This is a genomic window from uncultured Psychrobacter sp. (genome assembly GCF_947488565.1).
GTDB lineage: Bacteria > Pseudomonadota > Gammaproteobacteria > Pseudomonadales > Moraxellaceae > Psychrobacter > Psychrobacter saeujeotis.
This window is the reverse complement of the sequence record NZ_CANKZC010000003.1, coordinates 255,109-279,560: the sequence shown is the minus strand read 5'-3', so window position 1 is coordinate 279,560 and position 24,452 is coordinate 255,109. Positions and strand designations below refer to the sequence as shown.

Below are 24,452 nucleotides of genomic sequence, written 5' to 3'. Positions count from 1 at the left end.
TATACAAACAAAAAGCCTAACATCAAATGTTAGGCTTTTTTATGATCATGACAATATTAAAACTTACTTTTTGTAAGGGTTCTCTTTTAGCCATTGCTGGTTGACAATTTTAAGCTCTCGCAGCTCTTCATCCATAACCACTTTGCTTTTACCTGGATTTTTCATAGATTCGTAAACGAAAAATACAATTCCTAATACTGTCCAACCGAGGAAGATGGACCACTCAAGACCACTAAGCGCGGCTGGCATACCAGGCAAGTATAGAACAAACAAACCTAAACCAAGCACGATAGCAACCATTCCGACGATTTTGCCTTGCGGTATTCTAAAAGGACGCACCATATCGGGTTCACGATAGCGCAACACTAAAAATGACACCGCTACTAAGGTATAAGCAATAACGACACCAAAGCCGCCAGCCGTGACGATCCATACCAGCATCTTACGACCAAATAGTGGTGCAAGTGTAGCAAGACCACCAATAAGTAAAATTGCATTAATCGGGGTTTTATGTTTGGGATGCAGTTTACCTAAGAATGCTGGCAACATATGGGTTTTGGACATAGCATAAAGCAAGCGGCTACCACCAATCAAAAAGGCGTTCCAGCTCGACATAATACCCAGCACCCCACCGATGACCAACAAGACCCCTGCCCATTTACCTTGCCATGCGCTCTCCATTGCATCAGCAGTTGACAAAGTAGATGTTTCCGCCAATGCTATAGGTAGCGTCACTCCAACACTCCAGATAACACCTACGTACCACATCACTGCAATAACTAAGGCAATAATCAAAAATTTGCCAATGTTGGGACGGGTTAAATCTATTTCTTCTGCCGCTTGTGGAATAACGTCAAAGCCTACAAACATAAAGGGCACCATCACAATAACCCCTGTAATAGCAGCAGCAACACCTGAAAAACCATCACCAACAAAAGCTGGCGATAGCTCGGTATTAGTAGCCTCAGGGTTAAACAATATCGCGCCTATGAATAACAATGTGCCAACGAGTAAAATCCCAGCTACTGCAGTCTTTTGAAACCAAGCGCTGACTTCCATACCGCGTGTATTTAGCCAAGTTACTAGGATTGAGCCTGCCATACCGACGCCTGCCCATGTCGCGTAGACATCCCATCCTGCTATATTCCATAGATACCCTTGATTATAATTCGGTATCAAATACTCCACCACCGTTGGCAGTGCCACGGCTTCAAAAGCCACTACTGATAAGTAACCAAATAACATACTCCATGAGCATATAAAAGAAGCATTAACCCCCAATGCACGATGGGTATAAGTATGCTCACCACCAGTGATTGGCATTGATGCAATCAGCTCAGCGTAAGTGATACCAATCATGATTACTATGAAACCACCAATAAGAAACGCTGTCATAGCGCCCCAAGTACCCGCTGAAAACACCCAGCCGCCGGCTAATACTACCCAGCCCCAGCCAACCATCGCTCCGAATGCTAAGGCAATAATATCAATTACCCCTAGCGACTTTTTCATTGCAGACATAACTTACTCCTTGTCTATATATCGTCCGTGTTAACCTCTTACGGTTAAGCTGGCCTGATTGGATACCTCAAACCTATTGCCTAGACCCTAGTACTACGTTACTCGTTTAGTACCAGCGCAAACAACTGGTTTTTTATTACGATAATTTTGAATATGACCTAACAAAAACAACAATGGCGTCTTGATTTACAAGACGCCATTATAGAGCTTCTACTCAGAATCAGTATTCTAAGAGCGATCTTGCTGTCATATTTATACTTTAACCAAATTTAAAAGCTTAGTTAACATGGACACAGCTATCACGATATGTTTTAGCACAAAGCCCCTAAAACTACGTAGCAATTAAGCGGTTAAAATGCCTTTTATAATATCAAGACCTTCTTGCAATACTTCATCTTCAACTGTTAGCGGAACCATGACACGAATCGCGTTGCCATGCATACCACAAGACGCTAACAATAAACCTTGTTCAAAAGCTTTAGCTTTTAGATTAGCTGTAGCATCCGTATCAGGTTTGCCTTCACTATCGATCAGCTCAAAAGCTAACATTGCACCTTTGTGACGGATATGACCGATACTGCTAAGGTTTAGATCTTTTAAGAATGATTCGATTTTATCGCCAATCTCAACACTGCGCTCAAGTAGGTTTTCTTCTTCAATGACTTCCATGACGGCCAGTGCTGCCACACATGCAAGCGGGTTACCAGAATAAGTCCCACCCAAACCGCCGACTTGCGGTGCATCCATAATATCAGCACGACCAATGACCGCAGAGATAGGATAACCACCTGCTAAGCTTTTAGCGCTCGTCATTAGATCAGGCTCGACACCTAGCTGCTCACTGGCGAACAAAGTACCGGTACGTGCAAAACCACACTGGACTTCATCAAAAATCAGTACAATGCCATGCTCGTCACAAATCTTACGCAACGATTTAGCAAATGATGGCGTTACCTGATGAAAACCGCCTTCACCCTGTACTGGCTCAATGATCATCGCGGCCACTTCGCTTGGATCGATATCCGCTTGAAAAATCATCTCAAGACTGTGTAGCGCTTGTGCTTCTGTGACGTTCAACTCTTCAGCTGGGAATAGCGCATGAAAAACAGGTCCTGGCATAGGGCCAAAGTTCTTTTTGTATGGAAGCACTTTACCTGTTAGGCTCATGCACATTAGCGTACGGCCATGCCAACCGCCAACGAAAGAGATAACACCTGGACGACCTGTTTTAGCGCGAGCAATCTTAATGCAGTTTTCAACCGCTTCAGCACCAGTCGTTAAAAAGAACGCCTTGGTATCGCCACTGATAGGGGCTTTTTTGCAAAGTTTTTCAGCAAGATCTACGTAGCATTCGTAGTTAATCATTTGCGCTGCTGTATGAGTAAATTTATCAAGCTGCTCGTGTACACGCTGGGTGATTTTTGGATGGCTGTGACCTGTATTTAATACCGAAATGCCGCCTACAAAGTCAATATAACGATTACCTTCAACGTCCCAAACTTCTGAATTTTTTGCTTTTTCTGCAAAAATAGGAAACGCCACACCAAGTCCTGTTGGTAATACAGCTTTACGGCGCTCAAGCAATGATTGATTGTTCGTAGTCATAGGAATGTCCTTTTCTTTATTTTTTACATAAGTGCCAGTTATTAAGTGGCGGTTATTGAGTAACGATTTATCTAATAAATACTAGATACCAAAATTTATTAATTTTATTTAACACTAAAATTCTTTAACGCGTTGATCCTCAACTTAACATTCATCAAAAACTATGGAAGAAGCTGAGGATCAAAAAATTGACTGTTAAAAACCAAATACATCAGTCAAATCATTAACTGACGTCAGAGCACCAGTACTTGGTCACAACGTATTCTTCGATACCATATTTAGAGCCTTCACGGCCAAAGCCAGACTGCTTCACACCGCCAAATGGGGCTACTTCTGTAGAGATAAGTCCCGTATTATGACCGATGATACCGTACTCAAGACCTTCAGAGACACGCCATGAGCGAGCATAATCTCCGCTATAGAAGTAAGCAGCTAGGCCGTAGATGGTATCGTTGGCCATGCGGATGACTTCTTCTTCATCGTTAAAGGTAAATATGGTAGCGATAGGACCAAAAATCTCTTCATGAGCAATGTCCATGTCACTACTAAGATCAGTAATGACAGTCGGATTATAGGTCAACTCTGATGCGCTATTGATGCTACCACCGGCAATTAATGTAGCGCCTTTATCCAACGCATCTTTGAGTAGGGCTTGCACTTTTTCTAGCGCTTTTTTGTTGATCAAAGGACCGATATCCACGCCTTCTTCCAAGCCGTTACCAACATTTAGTTCAGCGACTTTTTTGACAAACACTTCTAAAAATTTGTCCTTAATACTGTCTTGAACGTACACACGGTTGGCACACACACAGGTTTGACCAGCATTACGATATTTAGAAGCAATCAAACCTTCGGCTGCTTTTTCGAGATTTGCGTCATCAAAGACGATAAATGGGGCGTTGCCACCCAGCTCTAATGACAGCTTTTTGATAGTTGGGGCACATTGAGCCATCAAAGTACGGCCCACTTCCGTAGAACCTGTGAATGATAACTTATGAATACGAGTATCGCCTGTAAGGATGTCACCAATCGTTGATGATTTACCAGTCACGACTTGAATGACACCAGCTGGGATACCTGCTTGCTCTGCTAATGCACCTAAGGCTAGCGCAGAAAATGGGGTTTCAGTGGCCGGTTTGATGATCATCGTACAGCCTGCCGCTAATGCAGGTGCAGCTTTTCGGGTAATCATCGCAGCTGGAAAGTTCCAAGGCGTAATGGCCGCGCAAACCCCAACTGGCTGCTTAAGAACGACGTGGCGTAGTTGGGATTGATTGGCAGGGATCACATCACCGTAAACGCGCTTGCCTTCCTCTGCAAACCAGCGAATAAAGCTATTGGCATAACCAATCTCGCCGCGTGACTCAGTCAAAGGCTTGCCTTGTTCTGCAGTCATAATGATTGCAAGATCTTCTTTATTAGCATCAATGAGATCTGCCCATTTTTGCAATAATTCTGCGCGTTCTTTTGGTGTTTTTGCAGCCCATGCTGTTTGTACGTCGTGCGCATAGGCGACAGCGTCATCGACGTCTTCGGTGGTAAGACTTGGAATAGTGCCTATGATGTCACCATTAAAAGGGTTACTTACTTCAAGAGTGGCTTCATCACTAGCAGCGTGCCATCCATCCTTAATCAAGCAATGCTGCTTAAGCAGGTCTGAATTTGATAACTGTAGAGTAGATTGTGACCGTTGTGACATTGTGACGCTCCTTGTCGATTAGGCTAATGACATATTATAAAGGTATTAGTAACTTTAATAGTGGAATCGTTTTAATACGACTCTGCATAAATAATTATTGATAACTATTATATTGTTCAATATACTGAACATAGATTCTATATATGAGACATCATTATAAGAATGATAGTATCCACTTTGCAACCTTTATTGTCACTTTCATGACTATTTAATGCTTTATTTTTATGGTTTTTAATTTTACTCACTTTAATAGGCCACTTATGAGCTCGATCGCTGTCCCTGCACTAGACAAAACTTTTCAGATTTTAGATTTGATTACGGCAAGTACCCAGCCCTTGACAGCCGCTCATATTGCCAAAGAGTTAGACCTTCCTCGTAGCTCAACCCATAATATTTTACAAAGTCTGCTCACCAAACACGTGATCTATAAAGACGCTGAAAACCGCTTTCATTTAGGTTCTTATTTAATGTACTGGGCGGGCAAATATGAGCAGCAGCAAGGTGTGATTCAACTATTTAAAGACTTGATCGTCCAGTATCCTGTCCTACTACAACATACCGTCACACTATCTAAACTGGACCTAGGAGAAGTGGTGTTTTTGGCCTGTCATGAAGCCCCTGCACCGCTCGGCTTTACCTTCCGTGCTGGGGTACGTGTGCCTGCCGTATTTTCAGCAACGGGCAAAGCCATGCTTTCAACCTTACCTCGGGACACTATAGAGACGATATATGAAGGCGACTTTCCTAAACCGCTAACGCCAAATGGTGTCGACAACTTTGATAGCTTCGTTGATGAAATGACGGCTATTCACGACAGTCGTATCTCGTTAGATGATGGACAGCTACGCGAGGGCATGTATTGCTTAGGCACTTATATTCGCAATGCTTCTGGTCATGCAGTCGCCGGCATGGCAGTCAGCTTTTTGCAAGTTGAATATGAAGCCAAACGCGCTGAGGTGAGTGCTGTTCTGATTGAGCTTGCCAAACAAATAGAGCAGCGCTTAGGTTTTATACCTTCGCGCTCAGAGTAGTTTGGTTGACCACTTTACCTAAACAATCCCATCGGCTCTAAGCTTGGCGATCATCTCGCTATCATAACCAAAATCTGCAAGCGTACTGTCGGTATGCTCGCTTAATTTTGGTGGCGGCGTACGATAAGTAACGGGAGACCCTGAGAGCTTAATAGGGCTGCCGAGTGCTTTTACTGGACTGCCTTGCGCAGCGAAATCAACAATCATCTCACGCGCCTGCGCTTGCGGCATTGCTAGTGCTTCGGCGATATTATGAATAGCCCCGCACGGAATACCTGCCTGATCTAATGCCTCTAACCAGTACGCACGCGGATGCTCGGCAAACTTCTTGACCAGCGCATCGCATAACAGCTCACGCTCTGCAACTCGGGCAGGATTGGTCATAAAGCGACTGTCCGTATGCCAATCTACGCCTAGCACGTCACAAAGTCTGGCAAACTGACTGTCATTACCACAGGCTAATATGAAATGCTCTTCACCTTGAGCGGCAAATACCTGATAAGGCACAATGTTTGGATGCTGATTACCCAGTCTTGGTGGCACTTTATCTGATGCCAAATGATTCATACCGACGTTCGCCAGCATAGCCAGCGCACTGTCTAACAATGCCACATCGACGTGTTGTCCAAGGCCTGTACGTTGACGCGCCAACAGTGCCGCCTGGATACCAATGGTCAGCTGCAAGCCTGCAAACAAATCGACGACTGCGACGCCGACCTTATGGGGTTCACCATCGCTAGGACCAGTAATACTCATCAGCCCCGACAAGCCTTGAATAATATAATCATAACCTGGGCGCTTGGCATCTGGCCCTGTCTGACCGAACCCTGTCAATGACGCATAAATTAAACGCGGATTGTCCTGTTTGAGACTCTCATAGTCTAGGCCATATTTTTTGAGACCACCGACCTTAAAGTTCTCTACCACAATGTCACTATCAGCGATAAGTTGCTTGATAATAGTCTGTCCGGCTGGGGTGGTGATATCGACCGTAAGCGATTTTTTATTACGGTTAATAGTCGCGTAATAGGCAGACGTGTCATCGCTAAACTTGGGCGGCGCCCAGTGACGCGTTTCATCACCGATATGAGGACGCTCAACTTTGATGACTTCTGCGCCAAGATCCGCTAGTACTTGTGTGCAGGATGGACCAGCCAATACCCTTGATAGGTCAAGAACTTTGATGCCGTATAACGCCCCTTCTACAGTGTCACTATTATTTAACTGTGCATCAGAAGGTTGTGATGTTGTATTCATGATATTCCCTTACCTTTTTAGAAGTATTGAGACGTTTATTATTCTAAGTGCTTATATCTTGCTACTTTGTTATTTCAACTTATAAAAAAACGCACGCTAATGTTAAGCGCTGTATTAAAGGCTAAACAGTAACGTACGTTAGTCGTTAAACATCTATACTTGGATAATAATTTAATCAAACATTCTTAAATACTTTAGATTAATAAAATGCTTGAATACCTGTTTGCGCGCGTCCTAAGATCAGGGCATGAATATCGTGCGTACCTTCATATGTGTTCACCGCTTCTAGGTTCATCACGTGGCGAATGATATGAAACTCATCAGAGATACCATTACCACCATGCATATCACGAGAAACACGAGCGATATCGAGTGCCTTACCGCAATTGTTGCGCTTAATGAGCGATATCATCTCAGGCGCTGCATTGTGCTCATCCATCAAACGACCGACTCGTAGCGCCGCTTGTAAACCAAGAGCAATCTCAGTTTGCATGTTTGCAAGCTTTAGCTGTACCAGCTGCGTCGCAGCTAATGGACGGCCAAACTGTTTACGATCAAGCGTGTACTGACGCGCAGCTTTCCAGCAAAATTCAGCAGCGCCCATAGCGCCCCATGCGATGCCGTAACGCGCTTTATTCAAGCAACCAAATGGCCCTTTAAGTCCGCGGATATCTGGAAAAGCATTGGCTTCTGGAACAAAGACTTTGTCCATGACAATCTCGCCAGTCACTGACGCCCGTAGTGAAAACTTACCTTCAATCTTCGGTGCTGATAGACCTTTCATACCTTTATCTAAGATAAAACCACGAATCTTGTCTTCATCATCCTTCGCCCAAACGACAAACACATCAGCGATAGGACTGTTGGTAATCCACATCTTATTACCAGTTAGCTCATAACCACCATCAACAGCACGCGCACGAGTTGACATAGACGCAGGGTCTGATCCTGAATCAGGCTCGGTCAAACCAAAGCAGCCGATATACTCACCAGTTGCAAGCTTAGGTAGATACTTCTCTCTTTGCTCTTCAGTACCATACTCATGGATAGGATGCATCACTAGGCTTGATTGGACACTCATCGCAGAGCGGTAACCCGAGTCTACTGCTTCAACTTCTTTGGCAATAAGACCATAAGCCACACTTGACAAACCAGCACAGCCATAGCCTTCAATAGTCACCCCAAGCAGGCCCATCTCACCCATTTGTCGCATGATATTACGATCAAAGTTTTCGTTGCGATTGGCCTCTAAAATACCAGGCATCAACTCTTTTTGAAAAAACTGACGCGAGCTTTCACTGACCATACGCTCTTCGTCAGTAAGCTGATCACGCAGTAAAAAAGGGTCTTCCCAATCAAAACTTGGGCTGGCATTCGTTCGTAGGTTGGTAGGTGCTGACATGTCGTACTCCTTTACTTAAGACGGCTTGTAAAAAACAGTTCATTAGCTTTTCATCAAAGCTATTTATATGATCAGTTAAGTGACAAGCAAATTTTGTTTGACAACTTAGTTCCACTATGTGAAACTTAGTTTCATAATGTAAAACTATTTAAGCAAAATTTATCCTTCTTGTAAACCCTTTTAAATATATATGGTCAAAAAATGACAAAAAACCTGCCAGAACCTAAGCCTTTATTAGAACGGATAAATAGTGCTCTTATTCAGAGCAAAGAGGAAGAAGACAGGCAGTTTGTCACGGCGCTTGGGCGCGGCTTGTCTATACTCGCTGCCTTTGAACAGCAAGAGCAGTTAAGTCATCAGCAATTGTGTCAAATGACGGCATTGCCAAAAGCGACCATCACTCGGTTAATTTACACTTTAACCACGCTTGGATTTTTACGTATCTCCGCCCACGGTCAGTATGAGTTGGGCAGTAGCGCGGTGCGATTAAGCGCGACTGCTTGGAGTCGTCATGATGTGGTCGCATTTGCTGAACCTTTGCTACGTCAGTTTGCAACACAAAACGAAGTGTCAGTGAACTTAGCCACAGAGGTTGCAGGCGAAATGCGTTATCTTGCCTGCTGCCGCAGCCCTGCTCGCCTATCGGTCAATTTACAAGTTGGCTCAGCCGTACCCATCGCACGCACCGCCATTGGACGAGCTTTTTATGCGGCAAGCTCACAAGAAAGACAGGCGGTTATCATTAGCAATCTGCAAGAGAATTTGTCTGTCGAAGATTATAACCATGCGCAAAGCACCCTAGCCAGCGCAGCGGAGCATTATGAAAAGTATGGCTATACTGTGTCTGATGGAGAGTTTTCTACTGACATATTAGCAGTCGCGGTTGGGGTGTTTGATGTCGCCACTGGGCAATATGCGTATTCGCTCAATGCCAGCGTGCCAAGTGCCAACTGGGAAGCAGATGACTATGCCGCGATGATAGTGCCAAAATTGCAGGCATTGGCGGAGCGGATTGGTGGTGGGGTTTAAGAGTCCGACTGACTAAGCCTTAAAGCATATTTAGAGAAAAACTCCACAAGAAGTTGTTACTCAATGATACCGTTGTAGTGTTATCATAAGTGTATGATATACCCGTCAAATTTATGCCTATTATTGATCAAGACGTCAGTCTGGCTTTCTTATTTATAAAAGACTGCTGTGTGTTCATATATCAACTTATTATCGCCTTTTTAATCTTTACGTATTACTGCCGAGCCTCGCTATGCCCCAATCTCGTACCAATCTAAATCCTGAACCCAAACACAGTCGCCCTTACATCACAGGACTGCTACTACGCTATAGTACCTTTGGTGCCTCTATTTTAATTTTTTTGGCAGGGCTATTACTAATCAACTGGTGGTTGATTGTTATTGGTGGCTTGGCAGTAGGTTTAGGTATTTATGATCTAATTCAAACCAAGCATTCCATCCTAAACAACTACCCTGTCGCAGGTCATATTCGTTACGTACTAGAGGATTTTCGCCCTGAGATTCGTCAGTATTTGCTTGAGGACGATAAAGAACAAGTACCGTTTTCACGTCAACAGCGGGCGTTGGTCTATCAGCGGGCAAAAGGGGTCAGTGACACCAATGCTTTTGGAACGCTCGATGATTTGTACGCGCATGGTAAAGAGTGGTTTTTGCAATCAGCGATTAGCGCACCTATAAAAAATAAAGACTTTCGTATCATCGTCGGTGGCGAGCATTGCACCCAGCCGCATGATATGTCGGTGTTTAACATCTCGGCGATGAGCTTTGGAAGCTTGTCTGCCAATGCCATTATGGCGCTCAACCAAGGCGCGAAGATGGGCGGCTTTACCCACGATACGGGCGAGGGCGCAATCAGTCCTTATCACCGTAAATTCGGTGGGGACCTGATTTGGGAGATTGGTACGGGTTATTTTGGTTGCCGTGATGAAAATGGCGACTTCGACCCACAGTCCTTTGCCGAAAAAGCGGTCGACCCACAAGTAAAAATGATTGAAATCAAACTATCACAGGGCGCAAAACCAGGTAAAGGTGGCGTGCTACCAAGCGAAAAAATCACTCAAGAGATTGCAGATACGCGTCAAGTCCCTACTGGTCAAGACTGTGTATCGCCCTCCTCGCATACTGCCTTTAGTACCCCGCGCGAGCTGGTGACTTTTTGGCAAAAGCTACGCGAGCTGTCCGGTGGTAAGCCTGTGGGCTTTAAGCTGTGTATTGGTCAGCCGTGGCAGTTTATGGCGATTGTCAAAGCCATGATAGAGATGGACAATTACCCTGATTTTATCGTGATTGATGGTGCAGAAGGTGGTACGGGCGCAGCACCCGTTGAGTTTATGGACAATGTCGGCATGCCAATGGTTGAAGGGTTTTTATTGGTACATAACACCTTAGTTGGGGCTGGCGTCCGTGACAAGGTTAAGCTTGGCGTCAGTGGCAAGATTGTGACAGGTTTCGATATTGCTCGTCTAATCGCGCTAGGCGCCGATTGGTGTAACTCTGCGCGTGGCTTTATGTTTGCGGTTGGCTGTATTCAGTCGCGCTCTTGTCATACCAATACTTGTCCAACAGGGGTTGCAACCCAAGATCCGTATCGTCAAAAAGCGCTCGATGTGCCAAGCAAAGCTGAGCGCGTTGCAAGCTTTCATAAAAACACACTCAAATCGCTTGCCAGTATCGTCGGGGCAGTTGGTCTTGAGCACCCAAGCCAATTGCAGCCTTATCATATTGCACGTCGCCTAGATGATGGTCAAATTAAGCTACTATCGAAGTACTTTTACTTTACAGATAAGGGGGCGCTACTTGATCAAAGCGCTCGTGCTGATGTCTTTAACCAGATGTGGGTCATGGCAAACCCTAATAGCTTTTTAGCCAACAACGATGCGCTGATTGCTTATAACAAAGACTCGCGTGATAAAGGTAAAGAGACCAGCGCCCCTACAGAAAAAACTGTTAATAGCCCAGAATATGATGAAGTCGATGGCGGTCAACTAATTGGTAATGTAAACAACACCTTTCGCGACCTTCCATCCACTAATCATTAAAAATAGTTTATAGGGGCTGAGCTATTATTATTGATATGACAAAAGATAGCGGATTGATATCAAGCTTTGTGTTTGCCTTACCGTTGACTCTGCTCACGTTAAGTATTAGCGCCTGCCAGCCGATAGATGCTCACAAATCTAATACTGGCATGCAAAGCTGGTCATGCCAGTCGCAAGATTCACCCTTTACTTATAGTACCTGTCGCATCAATGCTGAGATACTAAATAGTGAACGCTACTCTCTACAGCTGTTTTGGCAACAACCTGATGGCTTAAAACCATTACTTACTTTTGCTAATTTATTAAATACGCTGCCAAAGAAACAGAACTTAGTTTTTGCTATGAATGCAGGTATGTACAATGAGCGTTACGCGCCGATTGGTTACACGGTCATTGAAGGTGATGAGATTCGTGCCTTAAACCTAAACGAGGGCGGCGGTAATTTTCATTTATTACCCAATGGGGTTATGTGGTGGGATACCTCTGGCAATGTGCAAATCACTGAAAGTCATGCTTTAGCTGAGCAGCTTAACAGTGGCGAAGCCGATCCTTGGTACGCCACCCAATCAGGCCCAATGTTGGTCATCAATGATGAGATACATCCACAGTTTAACCCTGATAGTAGCTCACGTAAGTTTCGTAATGGTGCAGGCGTTTGTAGGGATAACAGCATACAGCTCGTCAATAGCGATGAGCCTGTGACATTTTATCAGTTTGCATCCTTATTTAAGGATAACTTAAACTGTCCAAATGCGCTGTTTTTAGATGGCGGTGTTGCTTCAGCATTATATGCGCCCAGTATTGATAAGCACGACAAAAAAGAGATGGGGGTGATAATTGGAGTGGTTGAAACTAAAGAATAAGCCTTAACCTTAAAAGTCAAAATTTTGTAATTCGTTTGCTTGCTTTTTTTGTGCTCGGCGCATTCTGGCCATTAGCTTTAACCAATCTTGCTTCAAAAAAACCTTGTAAAACTTTGCCTTTAATAAGACCTTACGATGATAAAATCCATTGGATTGCATTTTGGCCAAATGCTGCTGCATGCTAGAGAGGACGTAATTCTCACTAAATTTTTCGCAGACAGTCGGTGTGGGCATCAGTAAATTGCTCATACAAACAGGGGCGACTTCATGAAATAAGATTTGCTCTACTTCGCTGATGGTCAAATGAGCCACTTGATTGGCTATTTGCTCATGATTGATATGATGGTCGACGAACAAGTCTGACAACGCCATCCATACCAGTTCTCTATCACTTAAGCTACTCATGTTTTTGCCTCAGTCCTGCACTATTTACTAATGCCTTACTATGAAATTAGCATATCTATACGCCCGCTAACAGCTAAACTTTGCTACAATAGCGCCAATTTTTGTTCCACAATATATTAAATGATTGAGAGATTACTATGGGTTTTAACTGCGGCATCGTCGGCCTACCAAACGTAGGCAAGTCCACTTTATTTAATGCCTTAACCAAAGCGGGAATCGCCGCTGAAAACTTCCCGTTTTGTACCAAAGATCCCAATACTGGTATCGTGCCAGTGCCAGATCCACGTTTAAAGAAGCTGGCTGATATCGTCAATCCTGAGCGCGTCTTGCCAACAACGATGGAATTCGTCGATATCGCAGGCTTGGTCGCTGGCGCCTCAAAAGGTGAAGGTATGGGCAACCAGTTTTTGGCCAATATCCGTGAAACCGATGCCATTGCCCACGTGGTACGCTGCTTTGATGATGACAATGTGGTGCATGTCGATGGCCGCATCAGCCCAATTGATGATATCGAAACCATCAATACAGAGTTGGCACTTGCTGATTTAGACGCGGTTGAGCGCGCGATTTTTAACTTAACCAAAAAAGCCAAAGGCGGTGATAAAGATGCATCAGCCATGCTCGATGTGTTCAAAAAAATCGAGCCGCTCTTAGCTGAAGGTAAAGCGGCGCGCGCAGCAGGATTAGATAGCGATGAGAAAAAACTGATCAGAAGTTATGGTCTGATTACCTTAAAGCCTACTATGTATATTGCTAACGTGGCTGAGGATGGTTTTGAAAATAACCCTTATCTCGATGCTGTGCGCGACTATGCCACGGGTGAAGACTCTATCGTAATCGCCTTATGCAACCAAATCGAATCTGAAATCGCGCAACTGGATGAAGATGACAAAAAAGACTTCTTAGAAGATATGGGCATGGAAGAGGCAGGTTTGGATCAAGTGATTCGCGGTGGTTATGACTTACTTGATATGCAGACTTACTTTACCGCTGGCGTTAAAGAGGTGCGTGCTTGGACTGTCGCTATTGGTGCAACAGCGCCGCAAGCGGCGGGCGTGATTCATACTGATTTTGAGCGTGGTTTTATCCGCGCTGAGGTCATCGCTTATGATGATTTTATCGAATACAACGGCGAAAAAGGGGCTGCTGCCGCTGGTAAATCACGCCTAGAAGGCAAAACCTACATTGTACAAGATGGCGACGTCATGCATTTCCGCTTTAACGTCTAAGTATCCCAACAGTATAAGCATTTTGCCTGTTTGCTGACTTACACAGTCTTAGCATAGTACAACCAAAAGTCAGCCTTCGCGCTGGCTTTTTTTATTATACTGATTTAACGGATATCAAAATACATCGTATATTTTTATAAAGCGTATCTCAAAAGACGATAATGTTAATGACAATAATAATGGAATATAAATCATGCCTGCTCATTTTAATAAGCTTACCACCCCAGCCGATCATTGGGCGCGATTATTTACCGCACAGCGTCTAGGTAGTATAAAACCAGCCCCTATCCAAGACAGTGCTCGCTCCTCCTTTCATAAAGACTATGATCGCTTGGTGTTCTCACACTCCTTTCGCCAGCTCAATCAAAAGACCCAAGTCCACCCATTAACCAATCAGCTAGGCATTCATACACGCCTGACTCACTCTTTAGAAGTGTCTTGTATTGGGCGCTCGCTAGGAATCATGGCAGCAGAAAAGCTTCATGATAAATTAAGCAATGGCCTACCTGCAGGTGTCACGCCATCAGATGTAGGCGTCATCGTCCAAGCAGCCTGCCTTGCTCATGATATTGGTAATCCCCCTTTTGGTCACGCTGGTGAGTACGCCATTTGTGATTGGTTTATGCATTCTGATCGCCAAACCATCTTGCAGAATATCAGCAACGATGAGCGTCTTGATCTGTTTGCTTATGAAGGCAATGCGCAAGGATTTCGCCTATTGGTCCGTAATGAGCACCATCCTGACCTGGGCGGTATGCGTCTGACTTGCGCGACATTGGGCGCTTTTATGAAATACCCGTGGTTAGCGACGCATAGCAATCCGCTAAATAGCACTCCAATAAACAACCAGCATCAGAGCGCTGATCAAAACGCCCCTAAAATACAAAAATTTGGCTGTTTTTATAGTGAAGCTGCACAGTTGGAGCAGTTGGCGGACTGTTTGCAATTGCCACGCTCAGAGCAGCACGATGGTTTTTCTCGTCATCCGCTGGCTTATCTGCTGGAAGCGGCAGACGATATCTGCTATGCGCTTATAGATTTAGAGGATGGAATCAATTTAAATATGCTCACCTATCATGAGGTGGCGACGATATTTTATGAGTTGATTGGCGAGCGTCCTAGTCGTATTGATTTGCCTGCCCATCTCTCTGTGCGACAGAGCCTAGCTTCACTGCGAGCACGCGCAATGATGCGCTTGGTCAATACTGTGACCGATGCTTTTGTGGTAAATAGTGATAAGTTGCTAGCTGGAACCCTCAATGGCAGTTTATTTGCGCATTGTGATGCAAGTGTGCAAAATGGTATCAATCAAGCCAAGCAATTAGCACGCGAACAGATATTTAATCATCCAAGTAAAGTGCGCATGGAGCTTATGGCGAACCAATGCTTACATCGTCTACTTGACTCATTTATGCCATTGGCATGGATGGCACATACAAGCGCATCAAAACCTTTTGAGCAGCAACGCCTATTGAGCTTGTTACAGCCCCACCTTGATGAAAACAGACGCCTACTAACAGAGGATATTTATCATAACATTCTAAATATTTTAGATTTTATTACTGGTATGAATGACCATGAAGCTTATAGGTTGGCGCAAGAGTTGCAGGGTCATTGGGGTACAATGGTTTGATAATCTCGCTGTTAGTATCGGCACTGTCCGCGTATTTCATTCGTATTTTTGCGATGAAATGAGTATGATAAACATCTATTAGGTAATTTTGAAATATTATGAGCAGTCGCGAACAAAAAAAGCTTCAAACTCGGCGAGCATTTTTTAATGCAGTGCTAGACTTATGCATCACCGGGCAATCATTTAGCTCTATCAGTCTTAGACAAGTCACTCGTGAGGTTGGTGTGGTGCCGACTGCCTTTTATCGTCACTTTGATGACATGGAATCTTTGGGTGAGGCATTGGTCGTTGAAGAGCTAGGCGGTACCCTTGCTATTTTACGTGATGGTCTACAGATCGGTCGCAAACGCAGTTTTGATCGTCAAATTGCAAAAAGCATTCAGTTGTTTTTACAAACCGTCAACGCTCAGCCGCGTTATTGGCAGTTTTTGGTCAGTGAGCGCTTCGGAGGCTCAGAAGCTGTCCGTAAAGCCATCAGCAATCTGATAAAAATGCATGGAAAAATCTTGGGAGAGGATTTAGCACTGCAGCCTGCCTTTACGCATATTAACGATTACGACCGGCGTCTACTGGCCGAAGCTGGGGTCAATATGTTTTTTTCTTGGATTATTGATTGGTTGGAACTCACCTATTCTGAAGAACACGATGATGAGATGAATCCGGCAGAAATCGAAGAGAAAAAACAATTAATGCTCCATAACTGTACGCGCCAAGCGCAAATGTTGTTTTATGGTGCTTATAATTGGAAATCAAGTGAAGAAACACAGCTTAATGATTGATACCACATTTTTAAATAGAATGTATTTAACCACTTATGAATAGTAAGAATGCTTAAAAAATAGGACGAAATGCCCATAAGCGCTGTGCTATGATCGTCACTATTTTGGCCTCTCTGTTATTACCGCTGGTATTACTAGCATCGTTGTTGTTGGCACCATTATTATTCATATCGTCGTCGTTACCAGATTTGGTTTTACTGATTAATACCGTTGCAAAACGCTGCGGCGCGGCGCCTACATTGCTATTGCCAGTTGCGGTAATGAGTGCTCTGAATGCTTGACTATCTACCGCTAATAACGATTCAAACCCTTGACGCTCCTCAGCGCCCATACTAATAAATGGCGGTAGCTGCCATAAATCATCAACTGAAGCCAACGCTTGCTGCGTGCGCAGGTCTGTAAACGTTTGCATCTGCTGTGGGGTCGTCTCCTCCATCAGCGCAGCTAATAATACGGGGCTTGCTGTATTAATATTAATTGGTACAAAATAAGGGACCGCGGTAATATACGGGCGCAAAATGGCCAATGTATCAGCGCTTACCCCGCGTACCTCTTGGAGTTGGTCGATACTGACCAATGATTGATTGGGCAGTAATTTATTTGCACGAATATTTGTTTGCTGACCGTATAAGACACTTTCATCACCGCCATCGTTATAGATTTCGTTGTCTGGATCTTGCCAATCAAGTACCGCGATCGCGATTTCAGGCTCTAGGTTTAACTGGGTTAATAAACGCTCAAATACCTCTAAGGCATCGCTATCGACTGCGTTATCATGATAAAGATTATTGATATTAAAACGACTGGCCTCATCGCGTAGCTCAATAGTGATGCTGTGCGACCCTAAAGTATAGGGCGGCAACGGCTGCGCCCAAATATCTTGCACACTATCGTTATCATTTAGCTTATCATCAGCGCGAATAATGGTAATTGCTAACTGCTTTCCTGCTTCTAAGTCTTGTAGTAACTGATCTTGATTAAATAGTAGCCCACTGCGGCGAATAACGATTTTTTGGCTTGCAAGCATCGCCCCTGCTACCACTGTAATACTGACAACCAAAAGCAAAATGGTCAATAAGGCCATGCCGCGCTGGGAGTCTGCTGTCATTGTCATAAGCGCCTCCTATTATTGGCCGTTTGTCGTGTTATCAGGATCATTTTCGTTATCGCTATTGCCGCCTATATTGGTATTAAGTCCACTACTATTATTTGATAGAGGTTGCGGGGCAAGCGCCCATTGCCAGGTAATCGGCATATCTTGATAAGTAAAGCTCATCCCTATTCCTTTAGGAAGTAAGACAGTCTCTGCCTCATCAATATTAAGGTTATTACTATTATTGTTATTAATCTCTTGCTTATCTGCGCTAGGGAAGTTATTACTGATTTCAGGTAAGTGGGCTTGCCAGCGCGCTGCTGTGACACCGCTGAGCAGTATCGTATCTAGGCTGACGCTATCAGCCCCACTTTCAATACTGTTATATTGTCGCCGGATAAGACGCTCATCTGTAAAGACATACTCAACACGCTGCAAGCTTGGACTGGTTTGGTAGCGCGGATCGGGATCAGCAAAACGCACAAAGCTAAGCTGCTCACTCTCTAAATTCATAAAAGGTTCAGCAGCTATAGAGTCTTGCCCACTATTAGTATCATTAGCGCTGTCGTTCAGACTAGAGTCGTTTGCGCTACTATTTTGCGTAGAGGGTTCTTGATATGCAACGATTTGCCCCATGTCTTGTTGCAATTGCAAATACGCATATTGTAAGACCGCGAGCTGATCGGCATGGAACTGTGCCCGCTCGCGAGCACGGTTAACCCCATCAAACACCTGCCACCCTGCGACGGCAAGCATCGCAAATATTGCCATTGCGACCATCAACTCAAGTAAGGTAAAGCCGCGCTGCTGCCTCACAAGTTGCCTCCACTTGGATTTAAACTACTCAGATCTAAGCTACCGACATCTTGTTCTGCATTGCCTAAGATCACATCAATATCTGTTACCGCTGAGCGCACTTGTCCATCAATAATAGGGGCAACGCTGATATTTACTTCCTTGAGCGCGGGCGACAACGTATTATTAACGGTCATGGCTACTTGCCACGTACGGCCTTGAGCATCCATCGTTTGCGTGCTATTGGCCGTCAACCACGACTCTTGAATCCGCAAATCAGCCGCGGCGTTTTGTGCCACAAAGTGTGCAAGCGTGCGCGTACGTAGCACCTCAACCGAGCTTAGATATGCACTACTGGCACGGCTAGCGGCAACAGCAACCACCGCCAGTATTGCAAGCGCCACCATCACTTCAATCAGCGTAAATCCACTTTCACGCTTGGCAAGCAAGGTTTGGCTTGTGCTATGTGTTGTCATGTGCGTTGTTGGTTTATTTCTCTTTGCCATCTGCTACAGTCCCTGCCCTATCGTCATACTACCGTCCGGCATAATGGTAATGACCTCTCCGACTAATCGTGACTGATGGCGCACTTCAATCGTGACAGGAGTGGCTTGCCCAGTGCCAAACCACAATACTTGCGGCACTGCTTGCCCATTAAACCAAGGCTGTAAAATCTGGGTGGACTCAAGCCCTGATGTATTGTTTGCCTGTAGACTTTGAATGCTTAAGCTGACCCCATCTGGCATTTCTGGCAACGTGACTTCCTTCTCCCGCTCCCAGCTGGGCGTTGGTGGATTGTCGTCATTATCGCCTGACATACCGGACAAATCTGCAGATAACTCCATTGCGTTTTTGGGCGTGCTATCACCGTTTGGCGTTACTGATTGAGTCTGATAGCCGATATAGGGGTTTGATAAACTCATGATAACGGGCGTCACTTGACCTTGCTTGTCTGCTTGTAAGCTTAAACCCATCGGCTGCATACGCTCAGCTGCCAGCAGTCTGACATAGCTTAATGAATCAGTAAGATGCTCATAAAAGGCGCGGTTTTTTCGGGATTCACTACTACCGACAGAGACAGCAATCATGCCGGCAAATATAGACAAGATAACCATGACCACCATGATCTCGACTAGGGTAAAACCAGTCTGCGAACGCGCTAGTATTGGCAATACAGTTTTTGAAGAAAGTGCTTGATTAGGTAATGCTTGGAGATGTTTTGTTTGAAAGTAGCTTTCTTGAGAATGCATAGGAGAATTGCGATAACAATGCCTCAACTTTATAGCTGAGTCATTGTCTAGATCAAATAGCTTATACTTTGGGGGGCAAAAAGCGTGCTCGATCACTGAGCTGGACTGAGTTTTGGCAGTGATCGGCATGTTATACCTATTATCAATAAGTCGTATTACGATGTTCTTCTGATTCTGTATCAATTTGCTCAACCAATTCTTGCATATCCTCATCCAATACATCTTGGTCCGTCTCATCGGCTGGGTAATGACTGGGCAACTCAAGCATTTGCTGCACAAAGACATAACGTAGCGTATCGCGGCGACCGAGATAACGCTGATAAAAACTGGAGTTTAATAGCCCCGCTCCGCCTTGACCCATTGCCCAAATGGAGGACAAATAATCACGAGTACTCAAACTGCTACGCTTGTCTTTTAGATAAATACTAATAATATCGAGTAAGCGTTTCATACGCTGACGGCGAATATCGTATAACTCACCAAATAAGCGATTAAGACCAGTCACTGACGCTGCCAGACGTTCTTCTATTTGATTAAGGAGCATGGCTTTTTGCGGATTAAGCAGCTGCTGAAATATCATCCGCGCAATCCCTGCTGAAGGACAATCATCGATACGGTTTATCTCAAACAATTGCTCTTCATAACGAATAATAATACGCAAATACAGCTCATCTTTACTCGAAAAATGCTTATATAACGTCCCTTTTGCCAAATCCAGTTGTTCGGCCAAACTGTCTAAAGTGATATCACCGTCGCCTGACTCAAGTAATAACTGCTCAGCCATCGCTAAGATATTCTCTTCGCGCGCTTTAAACTGATGTTGACGACTCATAATCTCTCCTAAAACCTGGTCAGAACAAACATCTGACCATATTGCGATAAACAGTACAATAGAAAGTAAAACGGTAGTGTCAGCATCAAAACTGTATGAAAACTATCATGGACTATAAATGGATATGGCACTTATATTTGCTTAATATAGTCGATACGTTGTAACCCAACGCACGACTGGTATAGGTTTCTCTTGCTTGCTGTGTCAACGCTTTTATACTTAATAACTGAGTACGCAGCGAAAAGACTATACAATTAATGACTGACTGGTCATAGCATAACGATTTTAGTGGTACTGTGCCAGTAAATTTTCAAAGTTTTTTGCAGTCATCGCCCCTACTTCATTGCTACTACAACCATACATATCAGCAAGATAGCTGGCAACGTACGGAACATACGCCGGCTCGTTAGGTCTACCGCGTTTGGGCACAGGGGCAAGATACGGGCTGTCTGTTTCGATGAGTATTCTGTCTTTAGGCATATTTTTTGCTGCATCTTGAATCATCTGCGCACTCTTAAAACTCACAATACCTGAGAACGAGATATAAAACCCTAAATCCAGCGCACGTTTGGCCGTTTGCCAATCTTCGGTAAAGCAATGAATAATGCCATGTTCAGCACCTTCCGCCCTTAAGATATCGATAGTATCCTCTTTGGCATCACGCATATGTACGACTAGAGGTTTCTTTAAACTTTGACTGGCATGAATGTGCCGCGCAAGGCTGGCTTGTTGCTCTTTTTTATTTTCTGTTGACCAGTAATAGTCCAGCCCCGTCTCGCCTATTGCCCAAACGTGCTCAGCGTCGGCGATCTTTATCAAACGCTCGACCGTCGCTGATTGCAATACGCCAATATCTTCACAAGGGTGAATACCAACGCTCATACCAAGATTTAGCGTTTCATCACCGTAAGTGCTGACAATATTGGCAATCTCATCATATTCAGCAAAATCACACATAATTGCCATCGCACGGTTAACATTGGCTTCTTTCATAGCAGCTATCGCGCCGGACAACTGACCGTCGTACTTCGTTAAATCTAACCGGTTTAGATGACAATGAGTATCAGTAAACATAAACAATCTCGTTAATAAAAATCAATAAGTATAGGGTCTCTTGAACATTTATTGCTCTAATCAGCACTGTTTTCAAGGGGTGTTTAACAGTAAACTATCAGGCTATAGTGAGTTCAGTATAAAAACGATACAGTGGAACTGGGATGACTTTTACGCAGCATCGAGCGGCACAGGCACAGCACGCCAGAAAAGTTTATACCAGTTCCGCGTTGAAATATAATGTATCTATTTTATTTAGAATCGACTATAGCTATTTATAAAACTTAACTTAGCACTATCGGTGCTGCAAACACGGCTAAAACCTCATAAACCCACGGTGCTAGTAACGACGTATCACTGGCAAAACAACGCACTTTTTATTCACTTTTCGAAAGCCTTATCATTATGAATCATAAAAAAACCGTTACTCTGCCCCCTATTATAAAGACTTTGCTACCTAAGTATTTGTATAAGCGACAGTTCTTATTACAGGACAACGGACATAACAATCACATCGATATTGCTACAGATACCCGTATTATTGGTCATTCAGTCATTACCATTCGTAAAGGCCATGACAATCAAATCACCATTGGTGAGCATGGACAATTTAACACCTTAAAAATCGATATCAATGGTAGTCATAATCAAATAACTATCGCAGATCATGTCAAATTTTCTGGTCAATTACTAATTGTTGGCAACCAATTGCACATTCATATCGGTGCGCGTACCACTGCCATAGATTGCTATATTTTGGCACGCGATAAGAGCGTGACCATTGGTAACGCTTGCATGATATCGCGCGGCATCGAAATTCGGGCGACTGACGTCCACAAGGTCTACGATATAGACTCTAATATGCGACTGAATAATGCTCATGCTGATGTTGTCTTAGGAGATCACATCTGGATTGCTGCCAATGTGACTATCTCTAAAAACGTCACTATCGCTAGCGGTTGTATCATTGCAGCAGGTGCTTTTGTCAATAAACCGATAGAGACGCCAAACTGTATGGTTGCGGGCACGCCTGCAAAAATCATTCGCCAAAATGTACGCTGGGAGCGCTAAAAATAGCTTAAACTAAGGTAGCTAATTAAGTGGCACCACGCGCATCACCTCTTCTATGGTCGTCATCCCTTCACTGATACGCTTCGCCCCAGATAAGCGCAGTGGTTGCACGCCTTCGCGGTACGCTTGTTGTTTGAGCGTATCCAAATTGGCGTCAGCGGCGACCAGCTTTTTGAGCTCATTTGACAATGGCATGATCTCGTACAGACCAACGCGGCCTTGATAACCTGTATGGCGACAGTGCTCACAGCCCTGCGCCGTATAGATTTGTGCTGGCGCAGCAGCGCGCCAAGGCTGTACCAACTCTTGCCACTGAATCGCTATCTCGCTATCTGATGTGACATCAACGGCTTGCTTGCAATGCGGACATAATGTACGTAATAAGCGCTGCGCCATCACGCCCAAGATAGTTGCCGAAGTCAAAAACGGCTGGACACCCAAATCATGCAAACGAGTCAGGGAGCTTGGCGCATCATTGGTATGCAACGTTGAGAGCACCAAATGTCCGGTCAGGGATGCTTGCACTGCCATGTTGGCGGTCTCATTATCACGAATCTCACCAACCATAATGATGTCCGGGTCTTGACGCATTAAGGAGCGGATACCATCAGCGAAGTGCAAATCCACGCCTGTATTGACCTGCATTTGGTTAAAGGCCGGCTCAATCATCTCGATAGGGTCTTCGATAGTACAGACATTGACCTGCTCAGTCGCTAGCTGCTTGAGCGTACTGTATAACGTCGTGGTTTTACCAGAGCCCGTCGGACCAGTGACTAAAATAATGCCGTTTGGATGTGCGGTCAGCTCCTGCCAAGTTTCAAGCTGCTTACCCGACAATCCAAGCTGAGCAAACGAGCGCACCAATACTTCTGGGTCAAAGACGCGCATGACCAGCTTTTCGCCAAAGGCAGTCGGCATGGTAGACAGACGCAGCTCGGTTTCCATTCCATTATGGGTACGGGTTTTTAGGCGGCCATCTTGCGGTTTGCGCTTCTCTGCGACATTAAGACGTCCTAAGATTTTAATACGCGCGGTCACTGCGATTATAATTGCCAGTGGCATCTCGTAAACGGTATGCAATACGCCATCGATACGAAAACGTACTTTGCCCGTCTCACGGCGCGGCTCTAGATGAATATCACTGGCGCGCTGCTCAAAGGCATATTGCAGCAGCCAATCGACGACTTTGACGATATGTTGATCGTTGGCATCTGGATTGGTGTTGTCGCCTAACTGCAATAAAGCTTCGACATTAGTCACATCAGCAGCTGCACGCTTATGCACGCTATTTGCCCCGGCAATCGCTTGCGTGACTTGGTAAAACTCTTGCCGATAGCGATTAATCTGCTCAGGACTGATATAAACCGTGCGATAGCTTTTAGACTTAATCAGCTTTTCGATGTTTGTATGCCAATCGGTATAAAACGGCTGATCGGTACCGATGATGACCTCATCTAACGTGACCTCAATCGGCAAAATATGCTGCGAGCGCGCATATTCAAAAGACATCAGCTGCGTTACCGCTGGTACATCAACCTTTAACGGATCAATGCGAAATATGGGCATATTTGCTTTGGCGGCCAGCCATTGATTAAGCCATGCCAGTGTTAATTTATTCTCAGAGCTGTTATCAAGCGCATGACCATTTGGCAAACCAAACTCACTTATCGTCAGTAGCGGATGCTGCGCCTTATCACGGCGACTGGTAATCACCAAATTGTAGCCACGCTGGTCAATCACTCTATCTGCCAATAATTCATCAAGACACCAACGTAAATCAATCACTATCGAATACTGCTGAGCGGACATATTTTTCTTCTTTTATGGTTAATTGAGTAGCGAAAGCATTACGCTAAACTCTAGAAAT

Annotated in this window: 21 protein-coding genes; 8 read left to right on the top strand and 13 right to left on the bottom strand. The window is 44.5% G+C overall.

What is annotated here, in order from left to right:
• Positions 1-63 precede the first annotated feature (63 nt).
• From Q0890_RS08345 to Q0890_RS08335, 3 genes are all read right to left on the bottom strand, one after another.
• A complete protein-coding gene (locus Q0890_RS08345; protein WP_299219436.1) occupies positions 64-1,521 on the bottom strand; it encodes an APC family permease in 1,458 nt (485 codons plus the stop codon).
• A 342-nt stretch (positions 1,522-1,863) separates the two neighbouring features.
• Entirely contained in the window at positions 1,864-3,126 is a 1,263-nt protein-coding gene (gabT, locus tag Q0890_RS08340) for a 4-aminobutyrate--2-oxoglutarate transaminase (protein WP_299219435.1), read from the bottom strand.
• Positions 3,127-3,349: 223 nt separating this feature from the next.
• Complete coding sequence (locus Q0890_RS08335) at positions 3,350-4,825, bottom strand: NAD-dependent succinate-semialdehyde dehydrogenase (RefSeq protein WP_299219433.1); 1,476 nt, start codon at positions 4,823-4,825, stop codon at positions 3,350-3,352.
• Positions 4,826-5,085: 260 nt separating this feature from the next.
• On the opposite strand from Q0890_RS08335, the gene Q0890_RS08330 reads away from it, so the two are divergent.
• Entirely contained in the window at positions 5,086-5,856 is a 771-nt protein-coding gene (locus tag Q0890_RS08330; RefSeq protein WP_299219432.1) for an IclR family transcriptional regulator, read from the top strand.
• A gap of 18 nt (positions 5,857-5,874) precedes the next feature.
• Here Q0890_RS08330 and Q0890_RS08325 read toward each other — a convergent pair whose 3' ends face one another.
• Both Q0890_RS08325 and Q0890_RS08320 read right to left on the bottom strand, forming a co-directional pair.
• Positions 5,875-7,113: a CaiB/BaiF CoA-transferase family protein gene (locus Q0890_RS08325; protein ID WP_299219431.1), complete on the bottom strand. Its 1,239-nt coding sequence runs from the start codon at positions 7,111-7,113 to the stop codon at positions 5,875-5,877.
• A 199-nt stretch (positions 7,114-7,312) separates the two neighbouring features.
• The gene (locus Q0890_RS08320) at positions 7,313-8,515 is read right to left on the bottom strand and encodes an acyl-CoA dehydrogenase (RefSeq protein ID WP_299219429.1); all 1,203 of its coding nucleotides are present in this window, start codon (positions 8,513-8,515) and stop codon (positions 7,313-7,315) included.
• Between the two features lie 201 nt (positions 8,516-8,716).
• Here Q0890_RS08320 and Q0890_RS08315 point away from each other — a divergent pair, with 201 nt between their 5' ends.
• The 3 genes from Q0890_RS08315 (at position 8,717) to Q0890_RS08305 (ending at position 12,445) form a co-directional block, all read left to right on the top strand.
• The gene (locus tag Q0890_RS08315; RefSeq protein ID WP_299219428.1) at positions 8,717-9,544 is read left to right on the top strand and encodes an IclR family transcriptional regulator; all 828 of its coding nucleotides are present in this window, start codon (positions 8,717-8,719) and stop codon (positions 9,542-9,544) included.
• Between the two features lie 232 nt (positions 9,545-9,776).
• The gene (locus Q0890_RS08310; protein ID WP_299219427.1) at positions 9,777-11,582 is read left to right on the top strand and encodes an FMN-binding glutamate synthase family protein; all 1,806 of its coding nucleotides are present in this window, start codon (positions 9,777-9,779) and stop codon (positions 11,580-11,582) included.
• Positions 11,583-11,617: 35 nt separating this feature from the next.
• The gene (locus Q0890_RS08305; protein WP_299219425.1) at positions 11,618-12,445 is read left to right on the top strand and encodes a phosphodiester glycosidase family protein; all 828 of its coding nucleotides are present in this window, start codon (positions 11,618-11,620) and stop codon (positions 12,443-12,445) included.
• A gap of 9 nt (positions 12,446-12,454) precedes the next feature.
• On the opposite strand, the gene Q0890_RS08300 is transcribed toward Q0890_RS08305, so the two are convergent.
• Complete coding sequence (locus Q0890_RS08300) at positions 12,455-12,850, bottom strand: hypothetical protein (protein WP_299219424.1); 396 nt, start codon at positions 12,848-12,850, stop codon at positions 12,455-12,457.
• A gap of 137 nt (positions 12,851-12,987) precedes the next feature.
• On the opposite strand from Q0890_RS08300, the gene ychF reads away from it, so the two are divergent.
• The 3 genes from ychF to Q0890_RS08285 all read left to right on the top strand — a co-directional run bounded on the left by ychF (position 12,988) and on the right by Q0890_RS08285 (position 16,491).
• The gene (gene ychF / locus Q0890_RS08295; RefSeq protein WP_299219423.1) at positions 12,988-14,079 is read left to right on the top strand and encodes a redox-regulated ATPase YchF; all 1,092 of its coding nucleotides are present in this window, start codon (positions 12,988-12,990) and stop codon (positions 14,077-14,079) included.
• 193 nt (positions 14,080-14,272) lie between these two features.
• The gene (locus Q0890_RS08290; RefSeq protein ID WP_299219421.1) at positions 14,273-15,712 is read left to right on the top strand and encodes a deoxyguanosinetriphosphate triphosphohydrolase; all 1,440 of its coding nucleotides are present in this window, start codon (positions 14,273-14,275) and stop codon (positions 15,710-15,712) included.
• 98 nt (positions 15,713-15,810) lie between these two features.
• A complete protein-coding gene (locus Q0890_RS08285; protein ID WP_299219419.1) occupies positions 15,811-16,491 on the top strand; it encodes a TetR family transcriptional regulator in 681 nt (226 codons plus the stop codon).
• Positions 16,492-16,543: 52 nt separating this feature from the next.
• On the opposite strand, the gene gspK is transcribed toward Q0890_RS08285, so the two are convergent.
• From gspK to Q0890_RS08255, 6 genes are all read right to left on the bottom strand, one after another.
• On the bottom strand, positions 16,544-17,605 hold the full coding sequence (gene gspK, locus Q0890_RS08280; protein ID WP_299219417.1) for a type II secretion system minor pseudopilin GspK: 1,062 nt from the start codon (positions 17,603-17,605) through the stop codon (positions 16,544-16,546).
• A gap of 12 nt (positions 17,606-17,617) precedes the next feature.
• Positions 17,618-18,400, bottom strand: coding sequence for a type II secretion system minor pseudopilin GspJ (gene gspJ, locus Q0890_RS08275; RefSeq protein ID WP_299219415.1), 783 nt, complete (start codon positions 18,398-18,400; stop codon positions 17,618-17,620).
• Positions 18,397-18,885 carry a type II secretion system minor pseudopilin GspI gene (gene gspI / locus Q0890_RS08270; protein WP_299219413.1) on the bottom strand — a complete coding sequence of 163 codons (489 nt, stop codon included), beginning with the start codon at positions 18,883-18,885 and terminating at the stop codon, positions 18,397-18,399. The genes gspJ and gspI overlap by 4 nt, the downstream gene beginning before the upstream one ends.
• Before the next feature lie 3 nt (positions 18,886-18,888).
• A complete protein-coding gene (locus Q0890_RS08265) occupies positions 18,889-19,758 on the bottom strand; it encodes a type II secretion system protein (protein ID WP_299219411.1) in 870 nt (289 codons plus the stop codon).
• 13 nt (positions 19,759-19,771) lie between these two features.
• A complete protein-coding gene (locus Q0890_RS08260; protein ID WP_299219409.1) occupies positions 19,772-20,461 on the bottom strand; it encodes a TetR/AcrR family transcriptional regulator in 690 nt (229 codons plus the stop codon).
• 285 nt (positions 20,462-20,746) lie between these two features.
• Positions 20,747-21,535, bottom strand: coding sequence for a TatD family hydrolase (locus Q0890_RS08255; RefSeq protein WP_299219408.1), 789 nt, complete (start codon positions 21,533-21,535; stop codon positions 20,747-20,749).
• A gap of 384 nt (positions 21,536-21,919) precedes the next feature.
• On the opposite strand from Q0890_RS08255, the gene Q0890_RS08250 reads away from it, so the two are divergent.
• Positions 21,920-22,585, top strand: coding sequence for an acyltransferase (locus tag Q0890_RS08250; RefSeq protein WP_299219406.1), 666 nt, complete (start codon positions 21,920-21,922; stop codon positions 22,583-22,585).
• Between the two features lie 21 nt (positions 22,586-22,606).
• Here Q0890_RS08250 and Q0890_RS08245 read toward each other — a convergent pair whose 3' ends face one another.
• A complete protein-coding gene (locus Q0890_RS08245; protein WP_299219404.1) occupies positions 22,607-24,394 on the bottom strand; it encodes a GspE/PulE family protein in 1,788 nt (595 codons plus the stop codon).
• Positions 24,395-24,452: the final 58 nt, after the last annotated feature.

What these genes read in the sequence shown, in the direction of transcription:
- Q0890_RS08345 (WP_299219436.1), bottom strand. Translation starts at nt 1,521, where the DNA reads ATGTCTGCAATGAAAAAGTCGCTAGGGGTAATTGATATTATTGCCTTA.
- gabT (WP_299219435.1), bottom strand. Translation starts at nt 3,126, where the DNA reads ATGACTACGAACAATCAATCATTGCTTGAGCGCCGTAAAGCTGTATTA.
- Q0890_RS08335 (WP_299219433.1), bottom strand. Translation starts at nt 4,825, where the DNA reads ATGTCACAACGGTCACAATCTACTCTACAGTTATCAAATTCAGACCTG.
- Q0890_RS08330 (WP_299219432.1), top strand. Translation starts at nt 5,086, where the DNA reads ATGAGCTCGATCGCTGTCCCTGCACTAGACAAAACTTTTCAGATTTTA.
- Q0890_RS08325 (WP_299219431.1), bottom strand. Translation starts at nt 7,113, where the DNA reads ATGAATACAACATCACAACCTTCTGATGCACAGTTAAATAATAGTGAC.
- Q0890_RS08320 (WP_299219429.1), bottom strand. Translation starts at nt 8,515, where the DNA reads ATGTCAGCACCTACCAACCTACGAACGAATGCCAGCCCAAGTTTTGAT.
- Q0890_RS08315 (WP_299219428.1), top strand. Translation starts at nt 8,717, where the DNA reads ATGACAAAAAACCTGCCAGAACCTAAGCCTTTATTAGAACGGATAAAT.
- Q0890_RS08310 (WP_299219427.1), top strand. Translation starts at nt 9,777, where the DNA reads ATGCCCCAATCTCGTACCAATCTAAATCCTGAACCCAAACACAGTCGC.
- Q0890_RS08305 (WP_299219425.1), top strand. Translation starts at nt 11,618, where the DNA reads ATGACAAAAGATAGCGGATTGATATCAAGCTTTGTGTTTGCCTTACCG.
- Q0890_RS08300 (WP_299219424.1), bottom strand. Translation starts at nt 12,850, where the DNA reads ATGAGTAGCTTAAGTGATAGAGAACTGGTATGGATGGCGTTGTCAGAC.
- ychF (WP_299219423.1), top strand. Translation starts at nt 12,988, where the DNA reads ATGGGTTTTAACTGCGGCATCGTCGGCCTACCAAACGTAGGCAAGTCC.
- Q0890_RS08290 (WP_299219421.1), top strand. Translation starts at nt 14,273, where the DNA reads ATGCCTGCTCATTTTAATAAGCTTACCACCCCAGCCGATCATTGGGCG.
- Q0890_RS08285 (WP_299219419.1), top strand. Translation starts at nt 15,811, where the DNA reads ATGAGCAGTCGCGAACAAAAAAAGCTTCAAACTCGGCGAGCATTTTTT.
- gspK (WP_299219417.1), bottom strand. Translation starts at nt 17,605, where the DNA reads ATGACAATGACAGCAGACTCCCAGCGCGGCATGGCCTTATTGACCATT.
- gspI (WP_299219413.1), bottom strand. Translation starts at nt 18,885, where the DNA reads ATGGCAAAGAGAAATAAACCAACAACGCACATGACAACACATAGCACA.
- Q0890_RS08265 (WP_299219411.1), bottom strand. Translation starts at nt 19,758, where the DNA reads ATGCCGATCACTGCCAAAACTCAGTCCAGCTCAGTGATCGAGCACGCT.
- Q0890_RS08260 (WP_299219409.1), bottom strand. Translation starts at nt 20,461, where the DNA reads ATGAGTCGTCAACATCAGTTTAAAGCGCGCGAAGAGAATATCTTAGCG.
- Q0890_RS08255 (WP_299219408.1), bottom strand. Translation starts at nt 21,535, where the DNA reads ATGTTTACTGATACTCATTGTCATCTAAACCGGTTAGATTTAACGAAG.
- Q0890_RS08250 (WP_299219406.1), top strand. Translation starts at nt 21,920, where the DNA reads ATGAATCATAAAAAAACCGTTACTCTGCCCCCTATTATAAAGACTTTG.
- Q0890_RS08245 (WP_299219404.1), bottom strand. Translation starts at nt 24,394, where the DNA reads ATGTCCGCTCAGCAGTATTCGATAGTGATTGATTTACGTTGGTGTCTT.